The organism is Pseudoalteromonas sp. SCSIO 43088 (assembly GCF_023650795.1).
Taxonomy (GTDB): domain Bacteria; phylum Pseudomonadota; class Gammaproteobacteria; order Enterobacterales; family Alteromonadaceae; genus Pseudoalteromonas; species Pseudoalteromonas shioyasakiensis.
Genome location: NZ_CP072675.1, coordinates 293,448 through 311,729, shown reverse-complemented (window position 1 = coordinate 311,729; position 18,282 = coordinate 293,448). Strand labels below are relative to the sequence as shown.

Here is an 18,282-nt window from a genome sequence, read left to right as displayed (position 1 = left end):
TCTATATCCTACTAGCCCGTGCAACAACAATGAGCAAAATCACAAACTGGTCTCACTATAATCAAGCCCTCGTTAACCGCGGTAATATTCGCTTCTGGTTTGACGAAAAAGCAACGCGTCATTGGTATAACGAATGTACTCACGGTGGGCGTGGCCGCTCTAATCATTTCTCTGATCTTGCTATTGAAACTTGCTTAACACTCAAAGCTGTCTTTGGCTTATCGTTCAGGGCACTACAAGGGTTCACACAATCGGTATTATCTTTGATGAAGCTTCCGCTTGAAGCCCCAACCTACAGTTGTCTGTGTAAGCGCAGTGCTGAGTTGAATATTAAATTTCGCAGTAAAGTCCGCACCACTGGATTTGTAGATATTGTAGTTGATAGCACAGGACTTAAGGTGTTTGGCGAAGGTGAATGGCATGCACAGAAGCACCACGTAAAGGCAAGAAAAAAGTGGCGAAAACTGCACCTTGCGGTGGATGCCAACACGCATGATATTGTGGGGGCGCAAATGACGCTCAGTAACGTCACCGACGGCGAGACCCTCCAAGATTTGATAAGACCATTACGTCGGCGTATAGATAGAGTGAGCGCTGATGGTGCTTATGATAGCCGCCGCTGCTATGCAGAAATTACTGAAAAAGGCGCGATACCTGTTATCCCGCCGAGAGAGAATGCACGCCTGTGGACTGATAAGCATCCACGCAATGAGGCTGTCATGTTGTGCAATAAGTTAGGAATCGCACAATGGAAAAAGCTCAGTGGATATCATGTGCGCTCATTAGCAGAAACAGCGATGTACCGTTTTAAACAGTTGATGGGGGCTAAGCTAAATGCGCGTGATTACAATCGCCAACTGGTTGAAGCGATGATCAAAGTGAAGGCGCTAAATAAGATCAACACCCTTGGTCTGCCTAAATATCAGTAAGTTAAGTGAATTTGTTAGAGAGCTGCATTTGATCAACAAGGCCCTTTATATGGGGTAATGGCAGTAAGCATCATATTCAACCGGTTTCTAAAAAGCAGCATACAGCTCTAAGCAATCTACCTCCCGTTGCACTTTCTGATGATGGTCAATCATTACAAATAACGCTGGCCTGCAATAGCAAAAACGCTCGTGCATTTACCACCGCTTTTAGACATAGCGATTGGGGCTGGTTAACTAGCAAATTTGTATTATCCGTTAATCGAAAAACCAATACCGAACGACAAAAACAGCTGCTTAAAGCACAGTTCGCTCAGAAAAATGAAGTCATTCAAATCACTAAACATGCTACAGGAGAAACAACATTAACTATTTATTTAATACCCAAAAAGCCTCTTTCACCTAGTGTGCTCAAGTTTGCACATAAATTTATTCAATCATTCAAATACAATAAGGAACAACCATGAAGATTAAAATTCCTAGTAATAAAAAAGCACTATTCGAAAGCATCACGGAGGTTATTGATACTCGTTATTTTGATAACCTAGCAACCGTATTAATAAATAAAAAAGAAGAGTCGATTACAATAATAGCGGGTAAACCGCCTTTATGCTCGCACAGTAAATTTACACTTGATAAATCTTCTAGTCATGTAAAAGACACACAATTTTCTATAGATGGCAGTTTTATAAAGCAGCTCCCAAACTATTTTAGTAAAGATGAAGACATTGAATTCAGTGTTCACACCTCCTTTTCAAATGCGACATCAGTTGAATTAATCCATAAAGACACTAAAAGCAGCGAAAATGCACTGCGTCGGTGTGAGTGTGTTGATGTATATGAAGCGCATTTAGCTTATCTCAAAGAAAGTGCACAGCGCCCAACCTCAACTGTTTCTAAAGCTACAATAGAGCGAGTTATATATGAGGCAAAACAAAATATGCCTTTAGAATTATGTGAAATGAACGCAGAAAAACAATATTGTCGAGTTCAACGCGATGGAAATGTAGAGGAAGTGCACCTACCTGACAACCTAAATCTACCGGTTTCAATGGTTTTGACAGAGGAGATTATCCGTGAGGTTGATAATGTATGTAAAGCAACAGAAGGCGATGAAATTGAAGTTGCCCAACAAGGTGAATCAATCACCTTTAAAACACCGGAAGTCACAGTCACTTATTCATTGGCCGGCGTTGAAGAGTTTTACGCAAAGAAGCCTCTTAAATTCATTAACGAAAAACATGTTGTAGTAGATTTACTTGCACTTAAAAATGAAGTTAGGCACTGCTCAGCTGAGTATAAAACTATTAAAAAATCAGATAATGCACTCTTATATTTAAGCGGTGATAAAGCCGCTATTGCATTTATTATGCCCCCTTTTGAATTTGTGCACCCAATCGCGGTAACTCAAACGTGTAGCGAAACAAAAAATAGTGAGTCATTATATCGCTTTTCACTAAAAGCACTATTGGGCATTAACATTAGCGACTTAACCCAAGCGGAAAGTACGCGCCTCGACATTCTTAAGTACTCGCGAATTCAACCCCGAAGTGCACCACTCGCTAAATTAGGCCGCATTGCGTAATTCGTTAAACACAACGACAGGCTGTTTGTAACCTAGGCACTTTCTAGGTCTGGCGTTTAGCGCACGTTCTATATCGGCCACCTGCTTATCCGTTACCGTTCTTAAATCCGTGCCTTTGCGTATGTACTGGCGCAGTAAACCGTTGAAGTTTTCATTCAATCCGCGCTCCCATGAGGAATACGGATTCGCAAAATAAATATCAGTGTTGAGCTTATCTGCAACTAGCTCGTGGTCACAGAACTCGCTGCCATTATCAGCGGTTATCGTATGCACATGACGGCGATATCGCCACAGCATGCCTATCATGGCTCTGCTTACGTCTGCCGCGCTCTTTGCTGGCACTTTACGTATTAAATAAAGCTTGCTTTGGCGTTCAACTAGGCTGACTATGGCACCCGTTCCATGCTTACCCAGTACGGTATCAGCTTCCCAGTCACCGAACCGTCTTTTCTTGTCAACAATCGCTGGGCGGTGCTCAATGCCCACTCGGTTCGGGATAATGACACGCTTCGCACGACGACCTTTGCGATATCGTCGATGGCCTTGTCGTAAGTGCCTAAACAACTTGCCGCCACTCAATTTATCCCGTTGCACATAACCGTAAATCCATGCATGACTCACTGAAAGCCCAATAATCCGGCCCACGCCTGCAATTTGCTCGGGACTCCACTTTTGTTTTAATCCGAACTCAACAAAGGTGATGGTCAGCTTAGATAGACACGACTTTGCGGCTTGAACGCGCCTTTTGAGTGTCTTTGCCTGGGCGACTTCGGGTAGATAGTGATTTTCCCGGATCCTATTTCGTCTGATTTCTCGGCTAATGGTGCTATGACTGACTTTCAGGCGTTTGCCTATCTCACGATAACTAAAGCCCTCGCGTAAGTAGGCTTCTATCTGGTATCTTTGTCCTGCGATCAACTGCTTGTAACTCATGGTAAATGCTTCTGTTTGTTTGGCGACGATAGAGTACCACCAACAGGCAGTTGATCTCTTCTCACCGTTTAACCATGAGTGGTGCACTTATTATCTGAATTCGGGCGAAAACGGCGAACGTAAATTAGGTGTGTATTTTTCACTTGAGAACACACTACCACATCGCACTATTTCGATTGAGAAAGATGAGAGCCAGCTTCCTAAAGTTGCAGCGTTGCTTGAAGAGTTAAATCAAAGTCAAGCTGGTACAAATGCTCGAAATACAAAGCGAGAAGTACAAGAAGATTTATTTGGGTACATTATGGATAAAGAGAAAGAGTATTAACGCTGAAAAGCACTAGACAAATATACAGTATTTACTATATTTTAAATGTGAAATTCTAGTCAGTAGCGCAATTTTGTACTTAGTGTATGGTATTCGTATTACTGACAATAAAATAAGCAGTTGGGGTAGAGAGACTGGAACCTCCCTACCCCGTACCGGCTGCGCGACGTTTAACCCAACCCAGCCGATGGCTCAATTCTAGCGAATTCCATTGGTGAGGGATAGATCTATTTATAGATCTATTAACTAATGGAGGCCATTATGGCTCACATTCGCATTCGTCCAAATGGGCGTATTCAATTTGATTTACACCTTTATGGGCAACGCTTTCGTGAAGGCACTAAGCTCATGGCAACGCCGGCTAATTTAAAAAAAGCCAATACCCTACTCAAAAAAATGAACGCAGAAATTGATTTAGAAACGTTTCAATACCGTGATTATTTTCCTGAGAGTAAAAAAGTAGCGAAGTTTGAAGCTCTACAGCGCAGTAAACACCCCGATCGCCTTCACCCATTTTTTAACGACTACGCCAATGAGTGGTTCGATCGTCAAAAAGCCAAATGGAAAAGCAGCTACCAAAGCGTAGTACGCAATACCCTCGATACCTATTTGCTCCCTGAATTTGGTAATATATTGGTAAGCGAAATTACATTGGCCAATGTAGATTATTTTCGTGAAAGCTTAACATTGATAGAAAAGAATGGCCGACGAAAGCTCACCAACAAGCGTATTAATGGCATTTTATGGCCACTTATTGCAATTTTAAGCTTGGCGGCTGAAGAGCATAACTTTCCTTACCCTATGCGCCGATACAAAATACTTAAAGAAGAGCGCGCTGACTCTAACCCATTAACGGCTGATGAGGTTCAACGGTTTTTAGAAGCAGCGCCTACACAGTGGCAAGATTACTTTAAAGTGCGTTTTTGGACAGGTATGCGCAGTTGTGAGGTGCACGGCTTACGTTGGGAAGACATTGATTTTAACCATCGTCTTATTCGTATTCGCCATAATTGGGTTAATGGTGAGCTGTGTGATGTGAAAACGCCTAAGTCACGCCGCGAACTAAAAATGTGCGATACGCTCTATACACTATTCAACCGCTTAAAAGAGCAAACAAGTAGTGACTTTGTATTTACTCATAAAGGCAACCCACTCGATAATCACTTTGTGAGTAAACAGCTGTGGTATCCCGCATTAAAAAAAGCGGGATTAGCACGAAGGCGCCCTTACGAAACACGTCACACTGCGGCTGTGCTGCATATTGCCGCACACGAAAACCCGCTTTATATTTCACATATGTTAGGGCATAGCGATACACGTTTATTATTTGAGGTTTATGCGCCATACGTAGCTAATGCATCTAGGCAGGATGGGTATGCATTTAATGAAATGATGATTGAGCGTGGGATTGCTTAGCAGGGTTAAGTTGGGGTATACGTGCTTCTAACCGCATTAACGTTTTCAAATAGGGATATTAGTAATAACGCCTAGATGACGCTCAAACAGAGCGTACCTAGAGATAGCGTTAGGAGTGAGTGCACACTCACTCCCTACTAGTAGTTCGTTTACAATAATGCTTTTATTGCACTTGCAATATGCTCAGCTTGCGCTTGTGAGGCCACTGAATCTGTAGACTCAACCATAACGCGGATGAGTGGCTCAGTGCCTGATTTACGCAATAAAACACGCCCAGTGTCTGCCAATATACTTTCGGCTTCAGTTACAGCTTGCTTTACTGAATCAGTATCAAGTATTTCATCGGCATTATTTTGTGTTAAACGCACATTTAAAAGTACTTGCGGTAGTTTTTGCATACCCGCTACGTAATCTTTTAATGATTGCTTTTGCTGTATAAGCGCGGTTAGCACTAAAAGTGATGCAACTATACCGTCACCCGTCGTCGCATAGTCTAAGTGTAGAATATGCCCAGAGCCTTCGCCGCCTAGTTTCCAACCGGTATTTTTAAGTTGCTCAACAACATAACGGTCGCCTACTTTTGCACGCTTAAATGGTATATCCATGTCTTTAAGTGCAAGCTCTAAGCCCAAGTTAGACATAAGCGTACCTACAACACCGCCGTTCATATTACCTTGTAGCTTCGCCGCTTTTGCCAGAATATATAAAATTTGGTCGCCATCAACAACGTTGCCCGCATCATCAACAAGCATTAGCCTGTCGGCATCACCATCAAGCGCAATACCTAAGTCTGCATTATTTGCTACTACGGCAGATTGCAAGCTATCTAAATGGGTAGCGCCGCATTGCTCATTAATATTTAAACCATCGGGTTTGTCATTAATGCTGATCACCTCAGCACCTAACTCTGAATAAACATTAGGGGCAATGTGATACGCTGCGCCATTAGCGCTATCTACAACTATTTTTAAGCCTTCCAGGGTTAAGTCTTTGGCAAATATGCCTTTGCAAAATTCAATGTATCGGCCGGCGGCATCGTTGATACGCCTTGCTTTACCTAAACGCTCTGAGCTTACACACTGCATTGCATCATTTTTTAATGCTTGCTCAAGCAAGGCTTCAATTTCAAGCTCCTGCTCGTCGTTAAGCTTAGTGCCAAAGTTATTAAAAAACTTAATCCCGTTATCGTAGTATGGGTTGTGTGAGGCACTAATTACAACGCCGGCATCGGCTCTAAACGTTGATGCTAAATAGGCAACCGCGGGGGTAGGCATTGGGCCAACAAAGGCAACATTTACACCTGCCGCCGAAAGGCCTGCTTCCATTGCCGACTCAAACATATAACCGCTATTACGTGTATCTTTACCGATTAAAATCTCTTTAGTACCGCTTGAGGCTAAAACCGTACCTGCAGCCCAACCAAGTTTCATTGCAAAATCAGGCGTGATTGGAAACGTGCCTACTTTGCCTCTTACACCATCGGTACCAAAATACTTACGTGACATGATTATTCCTTTATATTTAATCAGTTTAAATTATTTAAAATAAAGCAAGGTTAAAAATTAAAAAGCGCGACTTAAAGCCGCGCTATAATCAGTTTTTTTACTATAAGCTAAATAGCTTAGCAGCTCATAGCGTCAAACTTTAAGCTAATATTATTATAGATTAACGACATTATTAGTTTGTGCGTCATCACCATTCACAAGCGTAGTTAAGTATTTACCAAATTCGTCGCCAAGCTTAGTGTCTCGCATACCGTATTCAACAATCGCTTTTAAATAACCTAGCTTATCACCACAGTCGTGCGAGCGACCACTCATGTGAAAGGCTTCCACCGTTTCTTGTTTCATTAGCTCATCAATTGAATCAGTTAACTGTATTTCGCCACCTGCGCCAACCGGTGTTTTAGCAAGGAGTGGCCAAATAGTTTTACTCAGTACGTAGCGCCCTACCACCGCTAGGTTAGAGGGAGCTTTGTCTGCATCCGGCTTTTCAACCATGGTTTTAATAGCGGCACTATTGCCAGGAGTAAGCTGCACACCATCGATATCAGCAATACCATATTTACTTACATCTTCTTGCGCTACAGGCTCTAGCATAATTTGACTTGTACGTGTCTCACTAAAGCGTTTTAACATCGCTGCTAAATTTTCAGTTTTTTGGTCTGCCGTATATGCATCTAGTACTACATCTGGCAATAAAACAATAAAATCATCATCACCCACAATGGGCTTTGCACATAAAATAGCATGCCCTAAGCCTTTTGCTTCACCTTGGCGCACACTCATAATGGTTACATCAGCAGGGCAAATAGAGCGCACTTCTTCAAGCAAGGCACGTTTAACACGCTTTTCAAGGGTGGCTTCAAGCTCATAACTTGTATCAAAGTGATTTTCAATTGCATTTTTAGAGCTATGTGTGACCAGTACAATCTCTTTAATACCCGCGGCAATACATTCAGCAACAATGTATTGAATAAGCGGTTTATCTACAATGGGGAGCATCTCTTTTGGAATTGCTTTGGTCATAGGCAGCATACGTGTGCCAAGCCCTGCAACAGGAATTACAGCTTTCATAGGTAGTCCTTTATACAAATATTAATATTTTTTGAAATTGGGCGGGTTAATCACTACCAAATAAATCGCGCGTATACACTTTATCTGCTATATCACTCAACTCTTCCACCATACGGTTTGATACAACCACATCAGCCAGTTGCTTAAACTCGTTTAAGTCTTTAATTACCCGTGAGTGATAAAATTCCTCTTCTTCAAGCACCGGCTCATACACAACCACTTCAATACCTTTGGCTTTTATACGCTTCATTATCCCCTGAATAGCCGAAGCTCTGAAGTTATCTGAGCCCGATTTCATAACTAAGCGATAAACGCCAACTATTTTAGGGCAGCGCTTTATAATTGAGTTGGCAATAAAGTCTTTACGCGTAGTATTAGCATCTACAATCGCACCAATAATATTATTTGGCACATCTTGATAATTCGCGCGTAATTGCTTGGTGTCTTTTGGTAAACAGTAACCACCGTAACCAAACGACGGGTTGTTATAATGACTGCCTATACGTGGGTCTAAACCTACACCTTGGATAATTTGCTTTGAGTTCAAGCCGTGTGCTTCTGCGTAGCTATCAAGTTCATTAAAGTAAGCAACTCGCATAGCAAGGTAGGTGTTAGAAAATAACTTAATCGCTTCCGCTTCCGTTGAGTCAGTGAATAGCACTTCAACGTCTTGTTTAATTGCACCTTGCTTCAGTAAATTAGCAAAAATAGTGGCGCGCTCACTTTGCTCACCCACAACAATGCGTGACGGATGCAAATTGTCGTACAGCGCTTTACCTTCACGTAAAAACTCAGGTGAGAATAGTAAGTTGTCAGCCTTAAGCTGCTTTTTAATATCAGCCGTAAAGCCAACCGGAATAGTCGACTTAATCACCATAACCGCATTAGGATTATGTGCCACAGCATCTTTAATAACCGCTTCAACCGAGCGCGTATTAAAGTAGTTTGTTTCTACATCATAATCCGTTGGAGTGGCGATGATAACAAAATCTGCGTTTTCATAGGCCACTTTTTTATCGGTGGTTGCTGTGAAGTTTAAATCATCACGCAGTAAAAATTCACTAATTTCAGTATCAACAATTGGTGATGTCTTATCGTTTAAAAGCGCAATTTTGTGCTCATCAATGTCTAATGCCACCACTTCATTGTGTTGTGCTAAAAGCATTGCATTTGAAAGGCCTACATAGCCTGTCCCTACTACAGCGATTTTCATGGTATTCCTTTAAAGTTAATTTAAAAAAAACAATTCGTCTAAATGATATTTTGAATTAAAAAAGCTAGGGCGATTTAGATAATTCAATTACTAGTTGGTAGAGTATTTTTTTTCAGGTAAATCTAATTTTCGTCTAAAAAAGTTAATTACCGTGCAATAGTTTATTAATATCACTAAATACGTAGTAAATAAAATTACAAAGCCATAAAACATTAAAAAATCAGGTATTAAAAATACTTCACCAATTACACCAATACCTGCAAATACAGATGCAATAGAGCATATTAAAATAAGGGTTTGGGTTGGCGAACACCCTAAACGCTGACAAATATGATGCAAATGCTCACGGTCTGGCTTAAATGGAGACTTGCCCTGCTTAACGCGGCGAATCATTATTGCCACCATGTCCATTAAAGGTACCGCTATTAACCATAATGCAGTTACAGGGCGAATCATTGCATTACCCGGTGTTTGACTAGCACCAATTAATAACCAAATAACGGTAAATCCAATCATCATACTGCCGGCATCGCCCATAAACACTTTGCGCTCGCGCCCAACTAGGCCAAGGTTCATAACAATGTATGGGATCATACAAACAACAAGCAATAAGCATAAATAACTTAAGCTTTCTTCACCCACCAAGCTAAGTAAAATGCCCAAGCTAGCAAATGTAACTATAGATAATCCGCCTAGCAGCCCATCTATGCCATCAACCATATTAAATGCATTAATACACCCAATAACCGCAAAGATAGTAATAACTGTAGACAGATAACCTAAATCAATATTTCCAAAGCCAATTAAATTACCAAGCGTATGTAGGTTTGCGCCTGCGTAATAAATCATCGCAAACGATATAAACGCTTGTACAGCCATACGTATTTTTACACTTAAATCAAACCGGTCGTCTAGTGCACCTATAACTGTTAAGCCAATAATACAGCACATATATAAATTGGCATGGTTAATCATATTTGGGTGTGTATAAATGTAATTAACTATGGTTATACAAATAGCAACCCCACCAACTAATGGTATGTTACCAGTGTGCATTTTTCGGCCAGATGGTTTATCTACTAACCCTATATTACGTGCTACTTTACGCATTAAAAACAACACAGCAAAGTCAATAAAAAAAGTAAATAGTAAATCTATAAACATGGTTGTCCCTATCCTGAACAGCTTATTTAACCGGGGTATTGCATAAGCGGTTTGGTAATAAAATTTGTTTTACGATAAGTGTAAATTATCTAATGTTTATTTACACGGCTGCTTTAATAGTCAACAGAGGCTGAACTTTAGGCCATTACACCAGGGTGAGAGCATACTTTGTTAACAAGTATTAACCAAAGATAAGCTCAGCCCTGAATTCATCGTCAAAACTAGCCCTAACACACTTACTGCGTATCGAGTCTTTACGGCCTTTGTGCTGTTTTACCAAGTTGCGAACAAACCGTCTGAACAGCGCCATATTCTCCGCCGAAATCGGCTCGCTTATCTGGCAAGCGTCTTCCTTAAAGACGACATCCAACACCCAGTGCTGCTGATTTTCTATGTGCCAATGATGGCGGATTGCTTTCTGCAACATCTGTGCATCTGGCTCGACAGAAGTAACATAAAAGTGCGTGTCTATTTTTATTATTGAGTCTGACTTATTGTGCCTTTCGACTGCGACCAACGAAGTAAGCCCTGGCCATTTTTCTTTTATCTCTTTAGGCAGTTTGTCTGCTTTTAGAGCGTAAGTGATCCGTGTTTCCTGACGTCCATGCCCATTGCTGGTTTGTACGTCCTCAGGCAAATCTCCCTCTTCTTCAAAAGCTTTTTCAAAACATGAAGCGACTGCTTTATAAAGCGTTTTCTGATTTGCTTTGACCTGAACCAAATAGTCCGCATCTCTTGAAGTCAGTGCTGAGAGTGTCGCTTTCTGACAATGTAGTGCATCTAGTGTGATGATAGAGTCTGAAATATCGAGCACGTCTAATAAGGCCCTAACTGCTGGGATCTCGTTAGATTTACTTTCTACGGTACGCTGATACAAAGTTAAACCAGATTCACAATCAAAAGCGGACACCAAGTGTAAGTTATCCTCACGCTTTTTACTGGCACCACGCAGAGTTTTCCCATCAAATGCAATAATTGGCTTGTCAGATTGAGTTCGTTGCTCGTTAACCCAACTAAGCAGGGCCAAAATCAGAGAGTCAGTTTCCACTGTTTTAAGAATACGAGCAATACTATGTCGCGTTGGAATACCATGTTTAAATGCTCTGAACTGTCGGAGCCAAGACAGCTTGCTGTGTCCAAACACTTCGATATCTTTCCAGCCTTCACAACCAGATAAAACCGCCGAAATGATAAGAAATAAGACATCAGTAAGGTCATGATGTTGATTGATGAAAGAACGCTTATCTTCCACAAGTTCAAGGTGGCTAAATAACGACATAATTAACGAGTAGATAGTGACAATGTGGGCGTTATTAGATCAGAAAAGAGGCGGATGTTAAAGCCTTTTTACAAAGTGCGATCCCGCCGTGGCCATTACACAAGCCAATTCGTTTTGTACAAAGGGAAGAGTTAACTCTTAAATATGAATAATATGTGAAGCCAAAGAGTATAGTTCACAATAAACATTTGGTAACTTAATATAGTAACGCAGCACTATTTAGATATATAAATGAGCTGTCGTAGTAATACATACAACAGCCAAAAACTTAAACAGTACCAAAAAAAAGTCGCTAAAGCGAAATTAACTACTTGTTATAAAATTTTTTATACCAAGCAATAAACTCCGACACCCCTTCTTTTATACCAACTTTAGGTTTGTAACCTGTTGCTGCAAATAAATCTTGAGTATCTGCATAGGTTTGATATACATCACCTGGCTGCATTTCCCTAAAGTTCTTTTTAGCTTCTATACCCAGCTCATCTTCAATTGCTTTAACAAAGTCCATTAAGCTAATAGGTGAACCATGACCTATATTGTATACAGCATAAGGCGCAGAACTTGAAGCTGGCGTACCGGTTTCTACTGACCATTGCTCATTTTTAATTGGTGTAACATCAGCAATACGAACAACACCTTCAACAATGTCACCTACATGGGTAAAATCACGCCACATATCGCCATTATTATTTATGTCAATAGTCTCGCCGTCTAGTATTTTTTTAGTAAAAATAAATGGCGCCATATCTGGCCGTCCCCACGAGCCATAGACAGTAAAAAAGCGAAGCCCTGTAGTTGGTATATCATATAAATGTGAATAGCTATGCGACATTAACTCGTTAGCTTTTTTAGTAGCAGCGTATAATGATACAGGATGATCTACAGCATCAGACGTTTCAAAGGGGACTTTAGCATTTAACCCATATACAGAGCTTGATGATGCATAAATTAAATGCTTCACTTTAGTTTGACGACAACCTTCTAAAATATTTAGGTGGCCCAATAAGTTTGAATCTGCATAAGCATGAGGATTTTCAATAGAATAACGGACGCCTGCTTGTGCGGCCAAATGAATAACCCTGTCAAACTGCTCTTGCTCAAACAGATTGGCCATTGCACTACGCTCAACCAGGTCAAGTTCTTTATACTCAAATTGTCCGTGCTTAATACGCTCTAGCCTAGCAAGTTTTAAATTAACATCGTAATAGTCATTTAAGTTATCAATACCAATTACTTGATGGCCGGCTGCGGTAAGCTTTTCAACAACAGCACTACCTATAAAACCAGCAGCGCCAGTTACTAAATATTTCATTTTAATCCTTTTAAACTCTAAACTATATAAAATTAGAAATATGATTTTTAGACAACAATATATCGTTGCAATTAATTAGGTATCAATTATGAACAAACATGGTTATACCCTCGTCGTATAGACTTTACTAAAATTCAGTATTATAGATTACTGGAGAGCTTTTAAAACCGAAAGGTACTTTTGAATTACAATCTTTTCATCAAACTCTTGTTCTATTTTAGCACGACTATTTTCACCAAACTTTAAACGTTGCTTGTGGCCCATATTTGTTATTTTTTCTAAAGCTAAAACTAAGCTTTCAGTACTTCTAGGTTCGCAAATAAAACCATTATAGCCATTGTCAACTGTTTCACGGCATCCTACATTATCAGTTGTCACTATAGGTTTCCCCATAGCACCAGCCTCGAGCAGAGACTTTGGAACGCCTTCGCGGTAATACGATGGTAAAACCATGCAATCAACCTGCGCTATCTCAGCTTCAACATTGTCAGAAGTACCCAAATAATTAACTACACCTTCATCTACCCAGGCATTCATTTGTGCTTTTGAAACTGCTGAAGGATTATCAACATCTAAAAAACCTAATAACCTAAACTCAACACTATCACCGTATTTGGATTTAAGTACTCTTGCGGCTTCTACGTATTGCCCTACCCCTTTATCGAAAAGCATACGAGCGATAAGTAAAAAGCGAGTAATACCATCATTGGGAGCTGGCGATAGAATAAAACGTGTCAAGTCTGCACCTGAACCAGGTAAACGGTCAGACTGTACGTTTAGAGCTATTCGATGAGACTTAAATAGCTCCCTATCATCCTCATTTTGAAAAAAAATAAAATCAGCTTTAGATTGACTGTACCTATATAACACTCTAGCAATTTTTGAAGATATACTTTCATTAATAAACAATATGCCAAGCCCTGCAATATTGTTTATAGATTTTACTCCAACCATATTTGCTGCCAGCGTGCTATATATATTATTTTTTGGGGTAAAATTAAGTACGTAATTAGGTTTAATTTGACAATAAAGTTTAACAAATCCCAAAAAGCTGCTTATATCTTGGATTGGGTTTGTCCCACCCTGATCTATATTGATGTGATGATATTCAGCCCCCAAATCAGCGAGTTTTTCGGAATATGAGTCATAGGGAGATATAACTACAACTTTATAACCATGCATTATTAGTTCTAATATAGTATTTTTACGAAAATTAAATAAATACCAACTAGTGTTAGCAGTAATAACAACTTTACTCATATTTTTAATTGATACCTCAACCGCTCATTTAAAAAACACATCACTTTTCCCTTTAAAACACACTATAAAACCATTATAGAAACCTATAAATAGAGCCGACAAGAATAGAACACATCAAGGATTCTTATTAAAGCTTAAAATACAATGGAGAATATAAAAAGCTACTTAACGCGAGTAATTTTTAACACTCTCTTTAGAGCATATATAAGTACTATTTATTTACGAAGAGTAATCAAGAAACACAATATAGTAGCGTGTATTTTTCTAGAGCCATTATAATTAGCATTTACATATAAAATAATATATACGAGACTCAGGTTATATACTTATTTATTGTGAGCTATTACTATAAGTTTACCAAACAGAGTTAATAAAATTATTAACGAATTTTTCCTCAGAGAAATTATCTGCTACATACCTCCTCCTTCTCCCTCTCGATAATAGATATTTATCCCTATTAAAAACATATTTTGTGATGGATTTAGCTAGTTCGACATCTGAGTATCTATTTAAAATTATACCTAAGTAATCATCTGTAATAATATCGCCAACACCGTCTACATTCGTCGTTATGACGAAGCAACCATGTGAAAGCCCTTCGATTAGTACGCGCGGTAGACCTTCAGAAAAAGAAGTCAATACTACAGAGTCAATCTGTGAATAATATTCATGCACATTTGTAGTATGTCCTACAAATTTAAAAACTTCATTTAAACCTAGCTCATGGACTTTGTTCTTAATATTTTTTTCATAATCCTTTTCATCTAACTTAGCTTCACCTACAACAATTACCTCTATAGATTCTAAAGTTGGATTATCTAATAGATTAACTGCATTCATGAGGAGCTCAATATTTTTTCGCGCAGATAGTACACCTATAAACCCTAGCTTTATTTTAGGTAATCGAATAAAGTCGTTTTCTTTTTCTACTGGAAAACCTGTATGAACGACACACATTTTAGAACTGTAAGATTCAAGTTCCTTAGCTGTAAACATATCACGGCAAGAAGATGAGACTAGCAATATTTTATTAGAAATACGCCCTGCGAACCAGGTGACAAAGTTGACTCTGTCATTGATTCTAACGTACCAAATTAAATCCTTTCTTTTAAAAACAGCAATGGGGAAGAAGTATAGAAAGCACCTTATGTCATTAAAACATACTTTCGAATTTTTTATAGTTCTAATATACTTAAAGCACTTAGCCCAAGACCTAGCTAGAGATACGAAATAATTCAAAATAAACATAATAGAGATATTTTGCTTACCTCTTCTAACCATTAGTATTTCATCCAGATCAAATGAAAATGTGTCTAATCCATTTTTTTGAGCTTTTTTATACAAAGACCCTTTTCTAGCAGTATGAATGCTTACAATATAATTTAACTCATCCAACAAGCTTGCAAGAGTTAACATACTTTTGGGGGCACCTCCAGATGCATCAGAGTAAGAATCAAAAAAAGTTACACTACCTTTCATAACTGCACCTCTTAATAAGAGTACTTTCACGCTTTTGAATTAAGATACTATTTTCAGGTATATTTTTTGTAACAACACTCCCTGCACTAATGATAGATCCGCTCCCGACAGACACTCCCTTTAAAATAGTAACATTAGAACCAATCCATACATTTGAGCCTATGTTAATTTCACCTAAATCAAAACCTTGATTTCGTATTAACTTATTAGGGCATGAAAAAGCATGGTCATGATCATAAAATAATACATTTTCTCCAATTATTGTGTCACTTCCTATTACAACTAGATGTCTACAATTAATTGATACATTATTATTAAAAAAAACTCTTTTACCAATAGTCACAACCCCACCATCAACTGATAGGTTAATATTTTTTTTATTTCTAAAGCCATCATTTATATGAACGCTTCCCTTACGTATATAAATACGTCCATTAAAATAAGATTTGGTTATATTGATAGAAAATTTATTCCAGTATAAGACCTTTAAAGTAAGTGTATTTACCACTTTAAATAAAGCATTAAAAACTTTGTGTAACATATCTATCCTTTACGTGAGAAAAAACGAATTATATTTTTTTTATATTTTACAGCCTGATTTTTATTGATAGGAATCAATGATATAAATAATAGACTAATCCCTACTATGCTTGGTTTACTTATAAAGCTAATAAACGCATATTTACAGGCTTTAAAAGGTTTCCTCCCAAGGAATGATTTCATTAAGATATAATACATTTTAGATATAAAATTGCTTTTGAGCTTTTCAAGAGCGCTATGTTGTTTTATTGAAATATCTGAAAAAAGCATGAAAGACTTTATGAGAACCTTCTCGTCCACATTATTTCTTCCACTAGACTCATGTACCCTTACCTTAAAAAGCGGTTTTTCTATATATTTCAGTTCAAGTCCAGAACATAGAAGTGAGATAACCAAACTATGATCTTCTTTATACCTCAATTTTGTATTGAATCCGCCAACTTCAATAAAAGAGTTTTTTGGTATTACTAAACCAGGTGTGAGCATAGATATTTTTCCTAAATAGATAGCCTCTATAGATTCAATCCTATTTTGAGGACAAATATTTTTATGCTCTTCAATTACAATGTTGTCCTGATCAATTAGTAAACTGTTGCTTGAAGAGAAAGAACGCGTGTTGACCATAGGCATCTGAACGAGCAATTTATTTTCACACCATTCATCATCAGCATCTAGAAAAGCAATATATTGACCACTAGCCTTTGTAACCCCTAGATTACGAGCTACAGATGGACCGCTATTTAGCTGTGTTACAGTAATAATAGGAACTATAGAGTTATAACTTTCTATCACTTTTAATGTATTGTCTGTTGAGCCATCATCAACGACAACAACTTCAAGCGGCTTAAGCACCTGATTGTTAACACTTTCTAAAGCTTTTTCTATCCAATTCTCAGCATTGTAGCAAGGGATAATAACAGATACAGAACAATTAGTAGCTTTACTCATGAAATCTTCCTTACGAAAAGTCTTACTGTGAAAATAAGTATGATAGAAGATATAATGGTAGTTGCGGAGTAAAAACCATTAGTAAGTAAATAAGGGAATATCAGTATACACGGGTGAGTTATAGGCGCCCAAAAAAAACCTATAGGCTCTAGATTCCTAACAGTAATATAAAGTAGCCTCAAAAAAAACAGTACGGCTAAAGATAGAACTGTAGAAAACACACACCCAATAACCCCGTAAATAGGTATAAAAAATATGTTTAAAGCGACATTTAATATGGCTGCTATTAGAGTACTATAGAGTGCAACTTTCGGTTTTTTATCACGCATAAATATCCCTCCAAGTAATGAAGAGAGCACTGAGTAATAGGAACCAACAAGTAGCCATTGAACATAATCCGACGCTTGAGAATAGCGTTTATCAAAAATGAGATCAAAACTAAAGTAGAATATAACTGCAAGAGTGATAAAGCTTATATTCAACAACGCCATGTTTACTTTCCATAAATTTTCTATTTTTCCCTTTCCACCTACAATAGCAACATGCCAGAGTTGCATGAAAATGCGATTTAAAGAAGTAATTAAGGATGGAAACTTAGTAGCGACGCTATAAATAGCAACAGATGCAGGGCCACTCAATATTCCTAAGATAATTTTATCTGAAGCATTTAGAACCCACCAAAGTACTGTATTTGGCATCATATAGAGGCTGTATTTTAATTCATCTTTATTTATCCTTAAGATCTCTTTCTGGAATACGAACTCATTCCAAATACTAGATAGAAAGGATACAACAAATAGAGTAACTAAAACCGAGATAACTTGCATGTACAATAAAAACTCGATTTTAAATCCTGAACCAGAATAAGCAGCCGCTAGTATAAAAATTAAAAAGCTAAAGCTTTTTAAGCTCTCGGCCCCTGTAAAGTATATTAAAAGACCTTGAGATTTTTTTAACTGTTTAATAGATTCTAAAATTATATTAAAAAATATTAAACTTAATATTAACACCGAGACAACAAAATCAAAGTAAAAACTTAGCAACAAAAAGACTATAGGCGATAATATTAAAAAAACTAAACATCCAAATAATACTAATCTGCTAAATACAACCTTTCTGCCACTTTCGTCAATACAGAACCTAAAGATACCATCAATAGAACCAGCACAAAGAATTGGAAAAAGTAGATTAATTGATGTAGTAGCTATTTCGTACCAGCCGAACTCATCTAGAGATATATGCTTAGATATTACGACAACGGATAGCACTAGGAATACTTTGGAAAGAATTCCTAGTAATACAGAAAAAGTTTTATGAGGCATATTT

Annotated in this window: 16 protein-coding genes; 4 read left to right on the top strand and 12 right to left on the bottom strand. The window is 38.2% G+C overall.

The genetic code is table 11. The features are described 5' to 3' along the window. Window positions 1-29: 29 nt before the first annotated feature. Both J8Z28_RS01505 and J8Z28_RS01500 read left to right on the top strand, forming a co-directional pair. A complete protein-coding gene (locus J8Z28_RS01505; RefSeq protein WP_055022332.1) occupies window positions 30-929 on the top strand; it encodes an IS5 family transposase in 900 nt (299 codons plus the stop codon). 460 nt (window positions 930-1,389) lie between these two features. Further along, entirely contained in the window at window positions 1,390-2,511 is a 1,122-nt protein-coding gene (locus J8Z28_RS01500) for a hypothetical protein (protein ID WP_250659759.1), read from the top strand. Here J8Z28_RS01500 and J8Z28_RS01495 read toward each other — a convergent pair. Further along, window positions 2,494-3,444, bottom strand: a complete 951-nt coding sequence (locus J8Z28_RS01495) for an IS30 family transposase (protein WP_063528617.1) — start codon at window positions 3,442-3,444, stop codon at window positions 2,494-2,496. The two genes, J8Z28_RS01500 and J8Z28_RS01495, sit on opposite strands and share 18 nt — an antisense overlap. Here J8Z28_RS01495 and J8Z28_RS01490 point away from each other — a divergent pair. After that, a complete protein-coding gene (locus J8Z28_RS01490; protein ID WP_250659758.1) occupies window positions 3,443-3,769 on the top strand; it encodes a hypothetical protein in 327 nt (108 codons plus the stop codon). The two genes, J8Z28_RS01495 and J8Z28_RS01490, sit on opposite strands and share 2 nt — an antisense overlap. Before the next feature lie 261 nt (window positions 3,770-4,030). Continuing rightward, window positions 4,031-5,185: an Arm DNA-binding domain-containing protein gene (locus J8Z28_RS01485; RefSeq protein WP_250659757.1), complete on the top strand. Its 1,155-nt coding sequence runs from the start codon at window positions 4,031-4,033 to the stop codon at window positions 5,183-5,185. A 149-nt stretch (window positions 5,186-5,334) separates the two neighbouring features. Here the strand turns inward: J8Z28_RS01485 and glmM are convergent, their stop codons facing one another. From glmM to J8Z28_RS01430, 11 genes are all read right to left on the bottom strand, one after another. Further along, window positions 5,335-6,690 carry a phosphoglucosamine mutase gene (gene glmM, locus J8Z28_RS01480; RefSeq protein WP_250659756.1) on the bottom strand — a complete coding sequence of 452 codons (1,356 nt, stop codon included), beginning with the start codon at window positions 6,688-6,690 and terminating at the stop codon, window positions 5,335-5,337. A gap of 153 nt (window positions 6,691-6,843) precedes the next feature. Further along, complete coding sequence (gene galU / locus J8Z28_RS01475) at window positions 6,844-7,761, bottom strand: UTP--glucose-1-phosphate uridylyltransferase GalU (RefSeq protein WP_250659755.1); 918 nt, start codon at window positions 7,759-7,761, stop codon at window positions 6,844-6,846. A gap of 46 nt (window positions 7,762-7,807) precedes the next feature. After that, a complete protein-coding gene (locus J8Z28_RS01470; RefSeq protein WP_250659754.1) occupies window positions 7,808-8,974 on the bottom strand; it encodes a nucleotide sugar dehydrogenase in 1,167 nt (388 codons plus the stop codon). Window positions 8,975-9,064: 90 nt separating this feature from the next. Then, entirely contained in the window at window positions 9,065-10,138 is a 1,074-nt protein-coding gene (wecA, locus tag J8Z28_RS01465) for a UDP-N-acetylglucosamine--undecaprenyl-phosphate N-acetylglucosaminephosphotransferase (protein WP_250659753.1), read from the bottom strand. Between the two features lie 181 nt (window positions 10,139-10,319). Then, window positions 10,320-11,417 (bottom strand): ISAs1 family transposase, encoded by a 1,098-nt coding sequence (locus J8Z28_RS01460; RefSeq protein ID WP_250659367.1) that lies wholly within the window; start codon window positions 11,415-11,417, stop codon window positions 10,320-10,322. Between the two features lie 307 nt (window positions 11,418-11,724). Beyond that, window positions 11,725-12,729 carry an NAD-dependent epimerase gene (locus J8Z28_RS01455; RefSeq protein ID WP_250659752.1) on the bottom strand — a complete coding sequence of 335 codons (1,005 nt, stop codon included), beginning with the start codon at window positions 12,727-12,729 and terminating at the stop codon, window positions 11,725-11,727. 147 nt (window positions 12,730-12,876) lie between these two features. Next, on the bottom strand, window positions 12,877-13,989 hold the full coding sequence (locus J8Z28_RS01450) for a glycosyltransferase family 4 protein (RefSeq protein ID WP_250659751.1): 1,113 nt from the start codon (window positions 13,987-13,989) through the stop codon (window positions 12,877-12,879). Between the two features lie 354 nt (window positions 13,990-14,343). Beyond that, the gene (locus tag J8Z28_RS01445) at window positions 14,344-15,468 is read right to left on the bottom strand and encodes a glycosyltransferase family 4 protein (protein ID WP_250659750.1); all 1,125 of its coding nucleotides are present in this window, start codon (window positions 15,466-15,468) and stop codon (window positions 14,344-14,346) included. Continuing rightward, window positions 15,458-16,009 carry an acyltransferase gene (locus tag J8Z28_RS01440; RefSeq protein WP_250659749.1) on the bottom strand — a complete coding sequence of 184 codons (552 nt, stop codon included), beginning with the start codon at window positions 16,007-16,009 and terminating at the stop codon, window positions 15,458-15,460. The genes J8Z28_RS01445 and J8Z28_RS01440 overlap by 11 nt, the downstream gene beginning before the upstream one ends. A gap of 2 nt (window positions 16,010-16,011) precedes the next feature. After that, entirely contained in the window at window positions 16,012-16,956 is a 945-nt protein-coding gene (locus J8Z28_RS01435; RefSeq protein ID WP_250659748.1) for a glycosyltransferase family 2 protein, read from the bottom strand. Then, window positions 16,953-18,278, bottom strand: coding sequence for a lipopolysaccharide biosynthesis protein (locus J8Z28_RS01430; protein WP_250659747.1), 1,326 nt, complete (start codon window positions 18,276-18,278; stop codon window positions 16,953-16,955). The genes J8Z28_RS01435 and J8Z28_RS01430 overlap by 4 nt, the downstream gene beginning before the upstream one ends. Between the last annotated feature and the right edge of the window lie 4 nt (window positions 18,279-18,282).